This window comes from Pseudomonas sp. KB-10 (assembly GCF_018221585.1).
Taxonomy (GTDB): Bacteria; Pseudomonadota; Gammaproteobacteria; order Pseudomonadales; family Pseudomonadaceae; genus Aquipseudomonas; species Aquipseudomonas yangonensis.
Map to the genome: position 1 here is coordinate 116,377 of NZ_QYYB01000007.1, position 14,681 is coordinate 131,057.

The following is a 14,681-nucleotide window of genomic DNA, read 5'->3' on the forward strand; positions in this document are numbered from 1 at the left end:
GTTATGGATGCTTGGACTATAGCCAGCAGGTGATACTGCTTGATCCCTCGAAAGTGTGATTTGCAGCCCCCAGGCACTCTGGCTCGCAGGTTTCAGACTCTGCACCCAGTCAAGCATGGACGGGAAACAGCAATTAGCAAGCCAAACGCTTGTTTGACTGACCAGTCATTTTAACCGGCCAGTCAACTCGCACCTCAGAGCGTGGACAGGAAGGCACTGCCAGCCTCCTGCCATTGGGCGATTTCGACGCGGATGCGCTTCTTGTCCAGTTTCCCGACACTGGTCTTGGGAATTTCAGTAACAAGGGCGATCTGCGTGGGAATCGCCCATTTGTTGATGTGGCCCTGCTCGACGAAAGGCTTGAGGTGTTCCTTGAGCCCCTTGGCATCCAGGCTCTGCTCGTCACGCAGCACCAACAATGCGAACGGCCGTTCGCCCCACTGCGGGTCCGGCACGCCCACCACCGCGACCTCACGCACGGCGGGATGACGGCTGATCAGGTCCTCCAATTCCAGAGAGGAAATCCACTCGCCACCGGTTTTGATCACATCCTTGATCCGATCACGAATCTCGATGAAGCCCATGCCATCGATGGTTGCCACGTCGCCGGTATGCAGCCAGCCATGAGCCCAGAGCTCCTCGCCCTTCTCGGGTTCGCGAAAATAGCCCTGGGTCAGCCAGGGCGCACGCAGCACCAGCTCGCCCTGCGACTCCCCATCACTTGGCAGCAGCTTGCCGTTCGCATCCATTATCGCGGCTTCCACCAGCGGCACCGGAATACCGGCCTTGATCCGGTAGGTGGTGCGCTCGTCTTCAGTGCCGGCGCGCAGCTCCTCGTTGAGGTAGGCACAGGAAATCAGCGGGCAGGTCTCGGACATGCCATAGGCAGCGGTCAGCTGGATGCCGCGCGCCTTGGCCGCCTCGTACAAGGAGCGGTTCAGTGCGCTACCGCCGATGATCATCTTCATGCCGCCGAAATCATGGCCCTGCGCACCGGGTGCATTGAGCAGCATCTGCAGGATGGTCGGCACGCAGTGGGAGAAATTTACCTCCTCCTCCTTGATCAGACGACAAAGCATGTCCGGCTCGTAGCGGCCGGGATACACCTGCTTGACCCCGAGCAGGGTGGCCACGTACGGCACGCCCCAGGCATGCACGTGGAACATGGGCGTAATCGGCATGTAGACATCGTCGTTGCCGAGCAGGCGGATGCTGTCCAGGCTACCCATGGTGGTCGCCATGGAAAGGGTGTGCAGCACCAGTTGCCGGTGGGTGAAGTACACGCCCTTCGGATTGCCGGTGGTGCCGGTGGTATAGAAGGTGGTCGCCACCGAGTTCTCGTCGAAGTCGGCGAAGTCGTAATGCGGGCTGGCGGCCGCCAACAGGCTCTGGTACTCACCGACAAGGTTCGGCAGATCGGCGCTCTTGTCCTCGCCATCGGTCAGCAGCAGGGTCTTGTCGACAGTGGTGAGCTGTTCGGCAATGCCTTTGTACAGCGGCACGAACTCGCTGTTGACCAGCACGAAGCGGTCCTCGGCGTGATTCATGGTGTAGAGGATCTGGTCCGGCGACAGGCGAATGTTGATGGTATGCAGCACCGCCCCGAGCATGGGGATGGCGAACATGCACTCAAGATAGCGGTGACTGTCCCAGTCCATCACCGCCACGGTATCACCGGCCTTGACCCCTGCCTCACTGAGCACGTTGGCCAGACGCGCGACACGCTCGTTGAAGGTGGCGTAGCTGTAACGCAGCTTGTCGCGATAGACAATTTCGCGGGTTTTCTCGTAACGGCTACCGGACAGCAGCAGGCGCTTGATCAGCAACGGATAGGCGTGAGCGTTTTCGGCGGAGGGGATCAGTCGGGTCTGCAGCATGAAATCACCTTGAGGCACGCTAGGAATAGGTATGCAGCGACTCTAGAGCGGCTCGCTCACCGCTAAATCAGCCCAAAGAATGATTTGCAACGTGACTCTATGTCCACTTTCGGTCACCAGTTAGAATCGATCTCGACAGTCGGTCCTTAAACAGGCGACACAGAGCCACTCTTTCATTCGAGGTAACAGCATGTCCGATATCGTCATCGTTAGCGGCGCCCGCACACCCATGGGCGGTTTTCAAGGCAGCCTGGCCAGCGTGCCGGCCGTCGAGCTGGGCGCTGCCGCCATTCGTGAAGCGGTCAAGCGCGCGGGTATCGAGCCGGCAGACGTGCAGGAAGTGATCATGGGCTGCGTACTGCCTGCCGGCCTCAAGCAGGGGCCGGCACGCCAGGCCTCACTCAATGCCGGCCTGCCAAGCGCCACCGGCTGCACCACCATCAACAAGCTGTGCGGCTCGGGCATGAAGGCGGTGATGATGGCGTTCGACTCGCTGAAGGCCGGTAGCAATCAGGTCATGATCGCCGGCGGCATGGAAAGCATGTCCAACGCGCCCTATGTGCTGGAAAAGGCCCGCACCGGCCTGCGCATGGGTCATGGCGAGATCAAGGACCACATGTTTCTCGATGGCCTGGAAGACGCTCGTACCGGCCGTCTGATGGGCTCCTTCGCCCAGGAAACGGCCGATACGTACGGCATCACCCGCGATGAGATGGATGCCTACGCCATCGAATCGCTGCGCCGTGCTCAGGCAGCAATCAAGGATGGCTCGCTGGAGGCGGAAATCGTGCCGATCACCGTCACTTCGCGCAAGGGCGAGGTGACGGTCAAGGATGACGAGCAGCCGCTGACAGCCAATCTGGACAAGATTCCCGCGCTCAAGCCCGCATTCAAGAAAGACGGCACCATTACCGCCGCCAATGCCAGCTCGATCTCCGACGGCGCCAGCGCCCTGCTGCTGATGACTGCCGAGGAAGCCGCCAAGCGCGGTCTCAAGCCGCTGGCCAAGGTGGTTGCCCATGCCACCCAGAGTCAGGACCCGAGCGAGTTCACCCTGGCGCCGATCGGTGCCATGAGCAACCTGCTGAAGAAGACCGGCTGGAACAAGGACGAGATCGACCTGTTCGAAATCAACGAAGCCTTCGCCATGGTGACCATGCTGGCCATGCGCGAGCACGGCCTGGATCATGCCAAGGTCAATGTCTTCGGTGGCGCCTGCGCCCAGGGGCACCCGGTCGGCTCCACCGGTTCGCGGATCATCCTCACCCTGATCAACGCGCTGCAGAAGAAAGGCGGCAAGCGAGGTATAGCCTCGCTGTGCATCGGCGGCGGCGAAGCCACCGCGGTGGCGATCGAACTGCTGTAAGCCAGCCCATCAGCCAAGAGCCCCGCAATCGCGGGGCTCTTTGTTTTAGCGCATTTCAGTCAGCGCCAGCTTTACACCGATCCCCACCAGCACCGCGCCCATCAGCCGGTCGAACCAGTGGCCCATGCGGGCGAAGCCGGCGCGCACACGTTGCTGGCTGAACAGCCAGGCCACCAGACAGAACCAGAACGCGGTGGCCAGCGCCAGATAGAGGCCGTAACCGGCCTGCACCGCCACAGGCGTGTGCGGGTTGATCACCACGGTGAACAGCGACAGAAAGAACAGCGTCGCCTTGGGGTTCAAGCCATTGGTGATGAACCCCGTGACGAAGGCACCACGACCGCTGCGCTCGCCTGCTGCCAGGTTCAGCTCAGCGCTGGCTGGATTGGCCGGCCGCGCACGCAGTGCTTTGATGCCGATATACAGCAGATAAGCCGCCGCCAGCCATTTCAGTGCGTTAAACAGCACAATGGACTGCGACACGATCAGGCCGATCCCCAGCAGCGAGTAGGTCACATGCACCAGAATGCCGGCGCCTACCCCGAACGCGGTGTACAACCCTGCGCGGCGACCAAAGCCGACGCTTTCGCGCACGACGATGGCGAAATCCGGCCCAGGACTGGCCACTGCCAACAAGTGAATCAGGGCAACGGTGAGAAATTCGGTCCAGTACATGGCGGCTCCGCATCGACGCTGAAGGTCTGGTAGGCTCGCCAATCTACTCTTGCGACCCTCCTGCGAAAAGGTACAGCTGATGAGCAACAGCCCACGCGCCGTCTTCCTCGACCATGCCTCCCTCGACCTTGGCGACCTGGACATGCAGCCGCTGCATCAGGCCTTCGCCGAGCTGACCCTGCACGCACAAACGCGTCCGGATCAGGTCGCCGAACGCCTGCAAGGCGCGCAGGTCGCCATCAGCAACAAAGTGCCGCTGGACGCTGCCACCTTTGCCGCCTGCCCCGAACTGAAGCTGGTACTGGTGGCCGCCACCGGCACCAACAATATCGACCTGAAGGCCGCCAGTGCTCATGGCGTAACCGTCTGCAATTGCCAGGGCTACGGCACGCCATCGGTGGCGCAACATACCCTGATGCTGCTGTTGGCCCTGGCCACACGCCTGCCCGACTACCAGCGCGACATCGCCGCTGGTCGTTGGCAGCAGGCCAGCCAGTTCTGCCTGCTCGATCACCCCATCGTCGAACTCGAAGGCAAGACGTTAGGCATGCTCGGCCACGGCGAGCTGGGCGGCGCCGTTGCCCGCCTGGCTGAAGCCTTCGGCATGCGCGTGCTGCTCGGCCAGCTGCCCGGCCGCCCCGCGCGCGCCGATCGCTTGCCGTTACATGAACTGCTGCCACAGGTCGACGCCCTGACCCTGCATTGCCCGCTCAACGAACAGACGCGCAACCTGATCGGCGCGCAGGAACTGGCGCTGATGAAACCGCGAGCCTTCCTGATCAACACCGCGCGCGGCGGCCTGGTGGACGAACAGGCGCTGGCCGATGCCCTGCGCAGCGGTCGCCTGGGTGGCGCTGCTACCGACGTGCTGACGCAGGAGCCGCCGAAGGACGGCAATCCGCTACTGGCCGCCGATATCCCGCGCCTGATCATCACTCCGCACAGCGCCTGGGGCAGCCAGGAGGCGCGTCAGCGCATCGTCGGCCAGATAGCGGAAAACGCAGATCGTTTCTTCGCCGGTGCGCCGCTGCGAGTCGTCGGGTAAGCTGCGCAGCTTTTTAGCGAGCGACGGACCAGCGTTGCGCTTTGGCAGCAATGCCCCGGTTTCGCTCCCCGGCCCTTATCTTTCCGCATCACAGATTTGTAGGAAGCACCATGGATCCGCGAAGCGAAGTTCTCCTGCGCCAGGCCCAGCTGTTCGGGGGCGAGCTGTTACTGGCCGGCCTGCCGGCCGACGATCTGCTCGGTGCCCTGCCCCAGGCGCGCGGCTGGAACTGGCATGCCGGCGATCAGGCGCTGCTCACCGCGCGCTTTGCCGACCGCAGCCACTTCGACACGCAGATGCCCGAAGGCGATTACCGCGCTGCCGTACTGTTCCTGCCCAAATCGCGCGAGCTGACCGACTACCTGCTGCAGGCTCTGGCTTCGCGCCTGGCAGGCAAGCCGCTGTATCTGGTCGGCGAAAAACGTGGCGGCATCGAACGTGCGTCGAAGCAGTTGGCTGCCTATGGCAAGCCGCACAAGCTCGATAGCGCCAGACATTGCCAGCTCTGGTGCGTGGAGGTGAATCAGGCGCCGCCAGTGCCCGACCTGCACGCGCTGGCGCAGTGTTACCCGCTACAACTGAGCGATGGCGTGCTGGAGATCGTCACCCTGCCCGGCGTGTTCGCCCATGGCCGCCTGGATCGCGGCAGCGCATTGTTACTGGAGCACCTGGATAACCTGCCGAGCGGCCACCTGCTCGACTTCGGTTGCGGCGCCGGCGTACTCGGCGCCGCGCTCAAACGGCGTTACCCGGCCAGCGAACTGAGCCTGCTGGATGTCGATGCCTTCGCCCTGGAAAGCAGCCGCCTGACACTCGCACGCAATGGCCTGTCAGCCAACCTGATCGCCGGTAGCGGCATCGAGTCAGCCCCTGAAGGGCTGAGCGCCATCGTCAGCAACCCGCCGTTTCATCAGGGAGTGCACACCGACTATCAGGCCAGCGAAAACCTGCTGAGCCAGTCTGCGCAGCACCTGATCAAAGGTGGCGAACTGCGCCTGGTGGCCAACAGCTTCCTCAAATACCCGCCACTGATCGAGCGTCATCTCGGCCCCTGCCGCACCCTGGCCGAGGCGGAGGGTTTTCGTATCTACAGCGCACGCCGCTGAATTGGGCTTGCTCCCGCTGCAACGCTTGGGCACAATTGCGCCCGTCCTAGGGGAGTAGTCTCCCGCGAGCGCCCTGCTCGCCCGGCATGCGTCAACACACTTGCTCCGCAGAGCATGGCGCATGCGACCCAAGGCCTTCACAGAGAGGCCCGAGGTTTGACAAGACCTATGACACGCACAACCTCACCCGGGGCGGGAAGGTCGTTCGTGTCATAAGCCGTGTCGACCCGCCCCCGTTAGGAAACCTGATGCTGGAATCCCTCTTCGTCCCCACACTGATCGTTGCCCTTGCCGAAATCGGCGACAAGACCCAGTTGCTCGCGCTGCTGCTGGCCGCCCGCTTTCGCAAACCCTGGCCGATCATCTGGGGCATCGTCGTCGCCACCCTGGCCAACCATTTCGCCGCCGGTGCTGTCGGCAACTGGGTTGCCGGATTCTTTTCCCCTGCCACCCTCAGCTGGATCCTCGCTGCCAGCTTCGTCGCGGTGGCGGCCTGGACGCTGGTACCGGACAAACTGGATGAAGATGAAGAATCCGGCCTGAAAAAATACGGCCCCTTCCTCACCACGCTGATCGCCTTCTTCCTCGCCGAGATGGGCGATAAAACCCAGGTCGCCACCGTCATGCTGGCAGCGCAGTATCCTCATTTCCTACTCGTGGTGATCGGCACCACGCTGGGCATGCTACTGGCCAACGTGCCGGTGGTGCTGGCAGGCAACTTCGCTGCCGAACGCCTGCCGCTAACTCTTATTCGTCGGCTGGCAGCCTGCGCCTTCGCGGCACTGGCAATCTATGCCGGCTATCAGGCGATGAAGCTGAGCGGCCTGATCTGACGTTTATCTGGCGCCATCGAAATGGCACTTCGGCCAATTTCAGCCCCCTCCTGCCTACTGCTAAAGTTCGCGCCAGGCCACGTGGCTCGCAGCGCAGACAGGAGGGAACATGTCATTGGATGATCGGAAGAAAGTGGTGTGCCAGCATATCGACCTGGTCTGGAACAAGGGGCGCCTGGCGCTGGCCGAGCAACTGCACAGCAGCGATTTTCTGTATAAAAGCTCGTTCATTGGCCGCGCGCTCGACAGCGCCGGCTTCTCTCGGATGGTGCAGGACATCCGCTACGCCATGCCGGATCTGCAGGTACTGGTCGAGGAGTGCATCGCCGAGGGCTACAAGGTAATGACCTGGAGCACATTGATCGGCACTATCCAGAAACCCGCGCTGGGCTACCCACCCAGTGACAAGGTGCTGAGCATATCGGCCATGGCCTACTGGAGGCTGACGCCCGGCAACGAAATCCAGGAAATCTGCACCATGTGCGACATGGAAAGCTTCCGCGCGCAGTTGGGCCTGCAAACCCGCCCACTCGCCGAAACAGCCCTGCCCTGAAACGATAGCGGCGCGCCGTGATGCTCAGGTCGCGCCGTTTTTCTCAACCTGAGACTCAGCGTCCGGCCTTGGCCTGCTCGTAAAGTGGCATCACCTTGGGAATCGCCGCCTGCAGAGAAGCGATCCGGCTGCTGGACGACGGGTGCGTGCTCATGAACTCCGGCGGCGCACTGCCGCCAGCAGCCTCCATCTTTTGCCACAGACTGATGGCCGCGTTCGGGTTGTAGCCTGCACGAGCGGCCAGCTCCAGACCGATCAGATCGGCTTCGTTCTCGTTACCGCGGCTATTGGGCAGCGTCAGGCTGTACTGCACCACGGTATCGGCCAAAGCCATGCTGCTTTCGCCGAGGCCCAGCAGGGCGCCGGCTCCCTGCCTGGCCACCTGGATACCATAGGCTTTGGACATCGCCTCACGGCTGTGCTCACGCAGAGCATGCGCCATCTCATGCCCCATGATCGCCGCGATCTCATCATCGGTCAGTTTGAGCTTCTCGATGATGCCGCTGTAGAAAATGATCTTGCCGCCCGGGCCACAGTTGGCATTGAGCTCGGGGCTTTTGATCAGGTTGACCTCCCAATCCCAGTTGGCAGCATCCGGACGAAAGCGCGGCGCCTGCGGAATCAGTCGCCCGGCGACAGTCTGCAGCCGCTTGGCATTGGCACTGCTCTTGTCCAGCATGCCCTTGCTTGACGCTTCGCTCAGTGTCTGCTGATAGGACTGCGCGTACATCTGATTGACTTCTTCAGCTGAAAGCATGCTGAACATGTACTGCTTGCGCTCTACGCCAACCGCACCACCGCTGGTGGTATTGACGGCCTGACAACCGCTCAGCAGCAGCGCTGCCGCCAGGCCACTCAGATAAAGAACCTTGCTCATCGAGCCATCTCCTTGAATCGGGCGCACTATGCTAGGCCGCCCCTGCAGCGCGAGCAACCGCGCCACTTGCGCGATCGCCGCCCACCATCTTTGCTGAATACGACAGCGGCCAGTTGGTTATCAGCAGCCCATAAAGGTTGACCTGCCGCAACAGCGAGGCCGTGACAGGCGCATTCTATGTCCGGGAGCCCCCATGAAGTTCAAATCGATCCAGTTTTCCGTCGCCTTCCTCGCTGGCGCCAGTGTGCTCGCGGTCGTTGTGGCTCTGGTGCTCTACGCCCTGTTCGCCAGCGGGCGAACCCAGACCCTGGTGCAACAACGCACCCAGGCGCTGCTGGAGCAGGTCATCGAAGAACGCCTGTACGCGCTGGCGCAAGCACAGGTCAGCGAAATTCAACGTGAGCTGGAAGCCCCCCTGCAGATAACCGCCGACCTGGCTCGGGTCAACGCCATGCTGGGCATGACCGACGATAGCGGCAGCCCTTTGCTCAGTATCAGCCGCGAGGAGCTGGCCAACCTGGTGCGTGAAACCACGGCGCAGAATCCGAAGCTGCTTGGCAGCTACCTGGGATGGGAGCCGAACGCTTTCGACGCCAGCGACGACATCTACGCAGGCAGCAATGAAAACGGCTACGACGGCACCGGCCGCTTCCTGCCCTGGTGGTACCGCAATGCCGATGGCAGCCTCGGCGTCGACGCCATCGGCTCGACCGAGAGCGAGGAGCTGCTGCCCACGGGCGTACGCGCAGGTGAGTACTACCTGTGCCCCAAGGAGCGCAAACGCCCCTGCGTGATCGACCCCGCGCCCTACGATGTCGGCGGCAAGATGACCATGCTCGCCTCCTTCACCTCGCCGATTCTGGTCAACGGAGAATTCCGCGGTATCGCCGGCGCCGATCTGGCGGTCAACTTCATTCAGGAGCTGCTGGCCAAGGCCGATGCTCAGCTCTATGACGGCGCCGGTGAGATGGCGCTGATTGCCAGCAATGGTCGTCTGGTCGCCTCGACCGAAGCCCCGGACAAACTCGGCGAGCCCGCCACGGTTCTGCTCGATGCCAACGAAGTGAGCAACCTCGGCAAACTGCAACCCGGCCAACCTCTTTACTCGGTCGATACCCAGGAAGATCCAGAGCACAGCAATATCGAGCTGTTTCTCAGTTTCAACATTGGCCAGAGCGATACGCGCTGGGTGCTGATGCTGGTGCTGCCGCTGAAGGCAGTGATGGCCGATCTGCTCCAGTTGCAGAGCGATCTGGCTGCGCAGCGCGATGGCGACACCCTAGGCATGACCCTGGTGGGCCTGCTGATTGCCGCTCTGGGCCTGCTGGTGATCTGGTTCGTGGGCTACGGCATCGCCCGCCCGCTGCGGCAGATGGTCGGCATGCTCGACGATATTGCCAAGGGCGACGGCGACCTCACCGTACGCCTGCAAGTCGACCGCAAGGACGAACTGGGACAGATCGCGGCGGGCTTCAACGCCTTCCTGGCCAAACTGCAAAGCATGATCGCGTCCGTGGTGACCTCGGTGCAGCAGGTCAGTGATTCCTCCGAACACACCGCCGACATCGCCATCCGCACCAACCAGGGCGTGCAAAAGCAACTGGCGGAAATCGAGCTGGTCGCCACTGCAGTGCATGAAATGACCGCCACCGCCCAGGACGTCGCACGCAACGCCACTCATGCAGCCGAAGCGGCCAACCACGCCGACCGCGCAGCCAATCAGGGCAAACAGGTGGTACAGGAAACCTCGGCGGCCATCGCCGCGTTGGCCAGCGAGATCGGCCGCGCCGTAAGTGTGGTGCAAAACCTGGCCAAGGACAGCGAGAACATCAACGCCATTCTCGTCGCCATTCGCGGCATCGCCGAGCAGACCAATCTGCTGGCGCTCAACGCTGCCATCGAGGCCGCACGCGCTGGCGAGCAGGGCCGTGGCTTCGCCGTGGTCGCCGATGAGGTGCGCAACCTGGCGCAGAAGACCCAGCAGGCCACCGAAGAAATCCAGAGCATGATCCAGCAACTGCAGCAGGGCACGCGCGAAGTGGTCAAGGTGATGGAACAGAGCCAGAGCAAGACCGACGACAGCGTGGAACACGCCAACCAGGCTGCACAATCGCTGCAGTCCATCACCCAGGCGGTGTCGGTAATCAACGACATGAATACGCAGATCGCCAGTGCGGCCGAGCAGCAGAGCGCCGTGGCCGAGGATATCAACCGTAACGTCACCAACATCGGCCAGGTGGCCAACGAGGTGGCTGGCGGCGCCGACGAAGCCAGCCAGGCCAGCGCCCAGCTGACCAAGCTGGCCGAACAGCAGCGGCGCCTGATCAATCAGTTCAAGGTGTAAAGGACAGCGCAACGGCGCCGCAGGACAACCTCAAGCCGGAGTCAGACACTCCGGCGCGTCCAGCTTCGGATCGTTGACCAGCGTTGCCAGCGCACGCTCGCGTAACGCAATCTGCGGCTTGGCCAACAACGCCATCAATTGCTCGGCGGGCGTATCGTCGTCCAGCCACAACGCCTGCTCATGCTCACAGAGAATCAGCGGCCGACGCAGTGTCGCGGCCTCCTGGGTAATCAGGGCCACGCTCAGATACTCATGCCCGCCGACCGGATACACCTCCCATAACGCCGCGAAATACATCAGCGAGTCGCCATTGGTCATCCAGTACGGCCGCTTGCGCGCCGTACCCCGCCACTCATAGAAACCGTTGGCAGGCAGCAGGGCGCGACGCTGGCGAAAGGCTTCACGGAACATCGGCTGCTCGGCAAGGGTTTCGGCGCGTGCATGCGCCGGCGTCTTGGAAAGATCCTTGAGCCAGGGCGGCGTCAGCCCCCATCGCGCTGCTGCTGCCTGCGGCCCGGACTCTCCGGCGCGCAGCATCAGTACCTGGCCGTTGGGCGCCAGGTTCCAGTGCGGTTTCTGGTCAGCGGGAAAACCGGGCAGCGCAGCAAAAGCGGGCGACCAGCGAAACAGGGCGTAACGTCCACACATGAAACGACTCGACAGGCAGGGGGCGGGTCAGCAGAGCAACACACCCTGGAAAGACTCTGGCTCATCGCCAGGCACTGGTTGCGCGGCATTGTACTCAGCGATCAGCGTTCGCGCCCGTTCCGCCTCGGCGTCGGCGACAACCACGCCGAGCAGGCCGCAGGCAGGCAGCTCCCCCACCGCGCCGACCAGATGCTGACCCAGCAGATGCGCCTCGATACCTTCGCTGGCCAGCATATCCACCAGCATCTGACCTTCCAGAAGGTTCTCCGGCTCGTAGATCCGTTGCATCAGTCGTTCTCCGCACGTATATCCAGCTCCCATTCGGCGCCGTCCGTACGCAGCTCGAACTGAATCGGCCGGCAGCACACCGCACAGTCTTCGATATAGGACTGATCACCGCCTGACAGATCGAGAAGCGCCTCGCCCGGCTCGCCACAATAAGGACAGTAGTACGCCTCGCTTTCCAACACCTGATGGGCTCCTCATATGATGATGCCAGGCAACAGGCCCTTGCCTTGCGTCGGTCGCTGACCAACGGTGCCGCTAAGCTCAGTGTAGCCATCGTTTTTGACTCACGTCACACCTTCAGGGAAAACCTTTTACAGCAACTTTACCAACACCCCGAAAACTAAAAAAAACTTATACAGATATGCCATCAAGATAATAGCGAGCGCTACCATTCATCGCCTTGCCTTGCATGTTGTTATCTATTAACTAATTTCTGCCCTGCTCAGTCATTTAACATCCATTGAGGGAACTTAAATGTCTATGTCCGCAGAAAAGAAATTTGAACCAATGACCTGCGATTGTGTGGTGACTGCCAAGTCTCGACCCGATGGTTCGGTTCTTATCTCGGTAAAACAAGGTGATCGTAAAATCAGGCGAGTCATTGACCATACCTGCGCAACGCAGGAAGTCATTCGGGCAATTAAGTTTGAACTTTCGGAGAAAACGAACGAAGGGGAAATAGTTAGAGTTGTACAGAACTACGGCCCTAAAAATCTGCCCACATTTGCCAATCAGCCTATCTACCGAACCCGCTACGCAAGAATGTGGGAAATGCGAAAACTCAAAAACTACTGATTCGCTGACCTGATCGCGCATCAGCGCTTTTCAATCCCGGCTTTCAGGGGGAACTTGAAAGCCGGGATCCTCAACTGTCCATCGCACAGATCGAGATGCCCTTTTCTCAGCGTGCGTGATTTTGCTCTGCAGCCCATCCCGGTTCCTTCGCGCCCCTGTCCGTTCTGCTCCGGCAGGCCACCTGTGCCACTTCGCGGATTGGCTGTGACTTGGCGCTATAATCGCCGGTCTACTGCTCACCCTGTTCAAGCAGAAACCTTTTCCACCTAGCCGTTCACAAGAGAGCATGATGGGCGCATTCGATGCCATCCGACCCTATGCCGATACAGAAGTGCGCCCCGTACTGGAGCGCCTGCTCGCCGATCCGGCGTTTCTCGGCACCCTCACCCGTTTTCGCTTCCCGCGGCTGGCCGGGCCGCTCGGCTGGCTGCTCAAGCCACTGATCGCTGCGCGGTTGCGCGGCGAATTCGCCAGCATCGACTCGGTGGCCGGCCTGCAGGAAAAGATCGAGCCATACATCGACCGTACCATCGAGCACGCCAGCGACGGCATCAGCTACTCCGGCCTGGAGCACTTGCAGCCGGGCAAGCCTTATCTGTATCTGGCCAACCACCGCGACATCGTCATGGACCCGGCCTTCGTCAATTACGCCGTCTACCATGCCGGCCTGCAGACACCGCGCATCGCCATCGGCGACAACCTGCTGCAACGCCCCTTCGTCAGCGATCTGATGCGCCTGAACAAGAGCTTCATCGTGCATCGTTCGATCAGCGGCCGACGTGAGAAGCTGGCGGCTTATCAATTGCTCTCCGCCTATATCAATCACTCGATCCGCGAAGACGGCGAATCGATCTGGATCGCCCAGGCCGAAGGCCGCGCCAAGGATGGTGATGACCGCACCGACTCGGCCATCCTCAAGATGTTCCACATGAGTCGCAAGGACGAGCCGTTCGCCAGCGTGATCGACTCGCTGAACCTGATCCCGGTGTCGATCAGTTATGAATACGACCCCTGCGATCTGGCCAAGGCCCGCGAGCTGAGCGTACGCGCCGCCACCGGCAGCTACACCAAGGCGCCGGGAGAAGACGACGCCAGCATTGCCCTTGGCATCACCGGCTACAAGGGCCGTGTGCACCTGCACTTCGGCCCGCCGGTAGGTGGCCTGGAGGACACCAAGCAGCTGGCGCAGGCGCTGGACCGTCACATCCTCGGCCAATACCGTCTGTTCCCCGTGCATTACCTGGCCTACGCCATGTGGGAGGGCCGTGAGGCCGAGCTGAAGGTGCCGGCGGCGAGCGAGCTGTTCCCGGCCGCGGAGCTGGCCAAGGCTGAAGCCGAGTGGCAAAAGCGCTTGAACGCCTGCAGCGCAGAGCAAAGGCCCTTCCTGATCCTGCAGTACGCCAACCCGGTGCGTAATCAGTACCGGATCAAAGCCGGTCTGCCTCTGTAAGGCGCATCCCATACAAACGAAAACGGCAGCCACTGGGCTGCCGTTTTCGTTTATCGCTCAGGCATCAAAGCCGCGTGCTGAACCAGGACAACAGCAGAGCCGCCCCCAGACAAATGGCGCCGAAACGATAGAAGAAGCGATTGATGCGCAAAGTGCGATCATCCTGTACCTCGCTCTCGTCCAGTTCACCCTGAGCCAGCACGCGCGCCACACCGCGCTGCTCGCGCAAGCGGGTCATCAGGCACAACCAGCTACCGGCCACGGCAAAGAACAACGCCAGCGAATTCACCGCTCCGGCAGGATGAGCGAGGAACAGCGACCACAACACCTGCAGCGACATGCAACACCTCGAGAACAGCATGGTGCAGTGAGCGCATCACCGCACCAGAATGGGGATTGCGGCTGAAACAGATGCGCTTCAGCCCCCGAAAAGTCGTCGCGCAGTGTACTGAAATCCCGCTTTTATAAGGTTCGTTTCCGACGAACGCAGCCCGCTATCCCGAAATCGTCTGAAAACTGTCACATGTCTGGCCTAGGGTTTGTATCTTTCAGAGTGACCAAGCAGTCACGACTGTGCTGGAGCCAAACCTCAATGTCCGTGGAGGACCCGCCATGCTCAATTCACAACCGCTGGATCGCGATTACCTGATCGACTCGCTGGATGAAGTGGACGCCGTGGTCGACGAACTTTCCTTCAACGTCCAGGATCAGCATTGGCTGGTGTATTGCGCGCTGGGTGGCCATGAGCACTATGACCTGCCGGACATCGATAACCGCACCGGCATGTGCTTGCCGGAGTTCTATGCCGAAGCGGCTTGAAGCTG

At 61.5% G+C, this 14,681-nt stretch carries 16 protein-coding genes, 1 pseudogene and 1 riboswitch; of the genes and pseudogenes, 10 read left to right on the forward strand and 7 right to left on the reverse strand.

All coding sequences use genetic code 11. The features are described 5' to 3' along the window. Nucleotides 1-194: 194 nt before the first annotated feature. Nucleotides 195-1,877 carry a fatty acid--CoA ligase gene (locus tag DXK50_RS18825; protein ID WP_212631383.1) on the reverse strand — a complete coding sequence of 561 codons (1,683 nt, stop codon included), beginning with the start codon at nucleotides 1,875-1,877 and terminating at the stop codon, nucleotides 195-197. Between the two features lie 190 nt (nucleotides 1,878-2,067). Between DXK50_RS18825 and DXK50_RS18830 the strand changes: the two genes are divergently transcribed. Then, nucleotides 2,068-3,243 (forward strand): thiolase family protein, encoded by a 1,176-nt coding sequence (locus DXK50_RS18830; protein WP_212631384.1) that lies wholly within the window; start codon nucleotides 2,068-2,070, stop codon nucleotides 3,241-3,243. 45 nt (nucleotides 3,244-3,288) lie between these two features. Here DXK50_RS18830 and DXK50_RS18835 read toward each other — a convergent pair whose 3' ends face one another. Beyond that, nucleotides 3,289-3,918, reverse strand: coding sequence for a LysE family translocator (locus DXK50_RS18835; protein ID WP_161867239.1), 630 nt, complete (start codon nucleotides 3,916-3,918; stop codon nucleotides 3,289-3,291). Nucleotides 3,919-3,997: 79 nt separating this feature from the next. On the opposite strand from DXK50_RS18835, the gene DXK50_RS18840 reads away from it, so the two are divergent. The 4 genes from DXK50_RS18840 (at nucleotide 3,998) to DXK50_RS18855 (ending at nucleotide 7,455) form a co-directional block, all read left to right on the forward strand. Further along, nucleotides 3,998-4,963 (forward strand): 2-hydroxyacid dehydrogenase, encoded by a 966-nt coding sequence (locus tag DXK50_RS18840; RefSeq protein ID WP_212631385.1) that lies wholly within the window; start codon nucleotides 3,998-4,000, stop codon nucleotides 4,961-4,963. A 110-nt stretch (nucleotides 4,964-5,073) separates the two neighbouring features. Continuing rightward, on the forward strand, nucleotides 5,074-6,069 hold the full coding sequence (locus DXK50_RS18845) for a class I SAM-dependent methyltransferase (protein WP_212631386.1): 996 nt from the start codon (nucleotides 5,074-5,076) through the stop codon (nucleotides 6,067-6,069). A 37-nt stretch (nucleotides 6,070-6,106) separates the two neighbouring features. Further along, nucleotides 6,107-6,227, forward strand: a riboswitch (yybP-ykoY riboswitch). Between the two features lie 93 nt (nucleotides 6,228-6,320). After that, on the forward strand, nucleotides 6,321-6,902 hold the full coding sequence (locus DXK50_RS18850; protein WP_161867332.1) for a TMEM165/GDT1 family protein: 582 nt from the start codon (nucleotides 6,321-6,323) through the stop codon (nucleotides 6,900-6,902). Between the two features lie 109 nt (nucleotides 6,903-7,011). Continuing rightward, complete coding sequence (locus tag DXK50_RS18855; protein ID WP_212631387.1) at nucleotides 7,012-7,455, forward strand: ester cyclase; 444 nt, start codon at nucleotides 7,012-7,014, stop codon at nucleotides 7,453-7,455. 55 nt (nucleotides 7,456-7,510) lie between these two features. On the opposite strand, the gene DXK50_RS18860 is transcribed toward DXK50_RS18855, so the two are convergent. Continuing rightward, nucleotides 7,511-8,332, reverse strand: coding sequence for a M48 family metallopeptidase (locus tag DXK50_RS18860; protein ID WP_212631388.1), 822 nt, complete (start codon nucleotides 8,330-8,332; stop codon nucleotides 7,511-7,513). A gap of 1,285 nt (nucleotides 8,333-9,617) precedes the next feature. Between DXK50_RS18860 and DXK50_RS25565 the strand changes: the two are divergent. Both DXK50_RS25565 and DXK50_RS25570 read left to right on the forward strand, forming a co-directional pair. After that, nucleotides 9,618-9,818, forward strand: a pseudogene (locus DXK50_RS25565) (HAMP domain-containing protein); the annotation flags it as partial. Between the two features lie 15 nt (nucleotides 9,819-9,833). Continuing rightward, nucleotides 9,834-10,676 carry a methyl-accepting chemotaxis protein gene (locus DXK50_RS25570; RefSeq protein WP_418801343.1) on the forward strand — a complete coding sequence of 281 codons (843 nt, stop codon included), beginning with the start codon at nucleotides 9,834-9,836 and terminating at the stop codon, nucleotides 10,674-10,676. A gap of 30 nt (nucleotides 10,677-10,706) precedes the next feature. On the opposite strand, the gene DXK50_RS18870 is transcribed toward DXK50_RS25570, so the two are convergent. The 3 genes from DXK50_RS18870 to DXK50_RS18880 are packed head-to-tail and all read right to left on the reverse strand — an operon-like array spanning nucleotide 10,707 to nucleotide 11,794. Beyond that, on the reverse strand, nucleotides 10,707-11,324 hold the full coding sequence (locus DXK50_RS18870; RefSeq protein ID WP_212631390.1) for an SOS response-associated peptidase: 618 nt from the start codon (nucleotides 11,322-11,324) through the stop codon (nucleotides 10,707-10,709). A 27-nt stretch (nucleotides 11,325-11,351) separates the two neighbouring features. After that, the gene (locus DXK50_RS18875; RefSeq protein WP_161867246.1) at nucleotides 11,352-11,612 is read right to left on the reverse strand and encodes a putative signal transducing protein; all 261 of its coding nucleotides are present in this window, start codon (nucleotides 11,610-11,612) and stop codon (nucleotides 11,352-11,354) included. Then, entirely contained in the window at nucleotides 11,612-11,794 is a 183-nt protein-coding gene (locus DXK50_RS18880; RefSeq protein WP_212631391.1) for a CPXCG motif-containing cysteine-rich protein, read from the reverse strand. Before DXK50_RS18880 ends, DXK50_RS18875 begins: the two co-directional genes overlap by 1 nt. Nucleotides 11,795-12,086: 292 nt before the next feature. On the opposite strand from DXK50_RS18880, the gene DXK50_RS18885 reads away from it, so the two are divergent. Next, a complete protein-coding gene (locus DXK50_RS18885; RefSeq protein ID WP_212631392.1) occupies nucleotides 12,087-12,407 on the forward strand; it encodes a hypothetical protein in 321 nt (106 codons plus the stop codon). 286 nt (nucleotides 12,408-12,693) lie between these two features. Further along, complete coding sequence (locus DXK50_RS18890) at nucleotides 12,694-13,857, forward strand: 1-acyl-sn-glycerol-3-phosphate acyltransferase (protein ID WP_161867249.1); 1,164 nt, start codon at nucleotides 12,694-12,696, stop codon at nucleotides 13,855-13,857. 64 nt (nucleotides 13,858-13,921) lie between these two features. Here the strand turns inward: DXK50_RS18890 and DXK50_RS18895 are convergent, their stop codons facing one another. Beyond that, nucleotides 13,922-14,197 carry a hypothetical protein gene (locus DXK50_RS18895; RefSeq protein ID WP_161867250.1) on the reverse strand — a complete coding sequence of 92 codons (276 nt, stop codon included), beginning with the start codon at nucleotides 14,195-14,197 and terminating at the stop codon, nucleotides 13,922-13,924. A gap of 272 nt (nucleotides 14,198-14,469) precedes the next feature. Between DXK50_RS18895 and DXK50_RS18900 the strand changes: the two genes are divergently transcribed. Then, nucleotides 14,470-14,676: a hypothetical protein gene (locus DXK50_RS18900; RefSeq protein WP_024309472.1), complete on the forward strand. Its 207-nt coding sequence runs from the start codon at nucleotides 14,470-14,472 to the stop codon at nucleotides 14,674-14,676. Nucleotides 14,677-14,681: the final 5 nt, after the last annotated feature.

Excerpts from the sequence above, each read along its gene's own strand:
- DXK50_RS18825 (WP_212631383.1), bottom strand. The coding sequence starts at position 1,877 with ATGCTGCAGACCCGACTGATCCCCTCCGCCGAAAACGCTCACGCCTAT.
- DXK50_RS18830 (WP_212631384.1), top strand. The coding sequence starts at position 2,068 with ATGTCCGATATCGTCATCGTTAGCGGCGCCCGCACACCCATGGGCGGT.
- DXK50_RS18835 (WP_161867239.1), bottom strand. The coding sequence starts at position 3,918 with ATGTACTGGACCGAATTTCTCACCGTTGCCCTGATTCACTTGTTGGCA.
- DXK50_RS18840 (WP_212631385.1), top strand. The coding sequence starts at position 3,998 with ATGAGCAACAGCCCACGCGCCGTCTTCCTCGACCATGCCTCCCTCGAC.
- DXK50_RS18845 (WP_212631386.1), top strand. The coding sequence starts at position 5,074 with ATGGATCCGCGAAGCGAAGTTCTCCTGCGCCAGGCCCAGCTGTTCGGG.
- DXK50_RS18855 (WP_212631387.1), top strand. The coding sequence starts at position 7,012 with ATGTCATTGGATGATCGGAAGAAAGTGGTGTGCCAGCATATCGACCTG.
- DXK50_RS18860 (WP_212631388.1), bottom strand. The coding sequence starts at position 8,332 with ATGAGCAAGGTTCTTTATCTGAGTGGCCTGGCGGCAGCGCTGCTGCTG.
- DXK50_RS25570 (WP_418801343.1), top strand. The coding sequence starts at position 9,834 with ATGATCGCGTCCGTGGTGACCTCGGTGCAGCAGGTCAGTGATTCCTCC.
- DXK50_RS18870 (WP_212631390.1), bottom strand. The coding sequence starts at position 11,324 with ATGTGTGGACGTTACGCCCTGTTTCGCTGGTCGCCCGCTTTTGCTGCG.
- DXK50_RS18875 (WP_161867246.1), bottom strand. The coding sequence starts at position 11,612 with ATGCAACGGATCTACGAGCCGGAGAACCTTCTGGAAGGTCAGATGCTG.
- DXK50_RS18885 (WP_212631392.1), top strand. The coding sequence starts at position 12,087 with ATGTCTATGTCCGCAGAAAAGAAATTTGAACCAATGACCTGCGATTGT.
- DXK50_RS18890 (WP_161867249.1), top strand. The coding sequence starts at position 12,694 with ATGATGGGCGCATTCGATGCCATCCGACCCTATGCCGATACAGAAGTG.
- DXK50_RS18895 (WP_161867250.1), bottom strand. The coding sequence starts at position 14,197 with ATGTCGCTGCAGGTGTTGTGGTCGCTGTTCCTCGCTCATCCTGCCGGA.
- DXK50_RS18900 (WP_024309472.1), top strand. The coding sequence starts at position 14,470 with ATGCTCAATTCACAACCGCTGGATCGCGATTACCTGATCGACTCGCTG.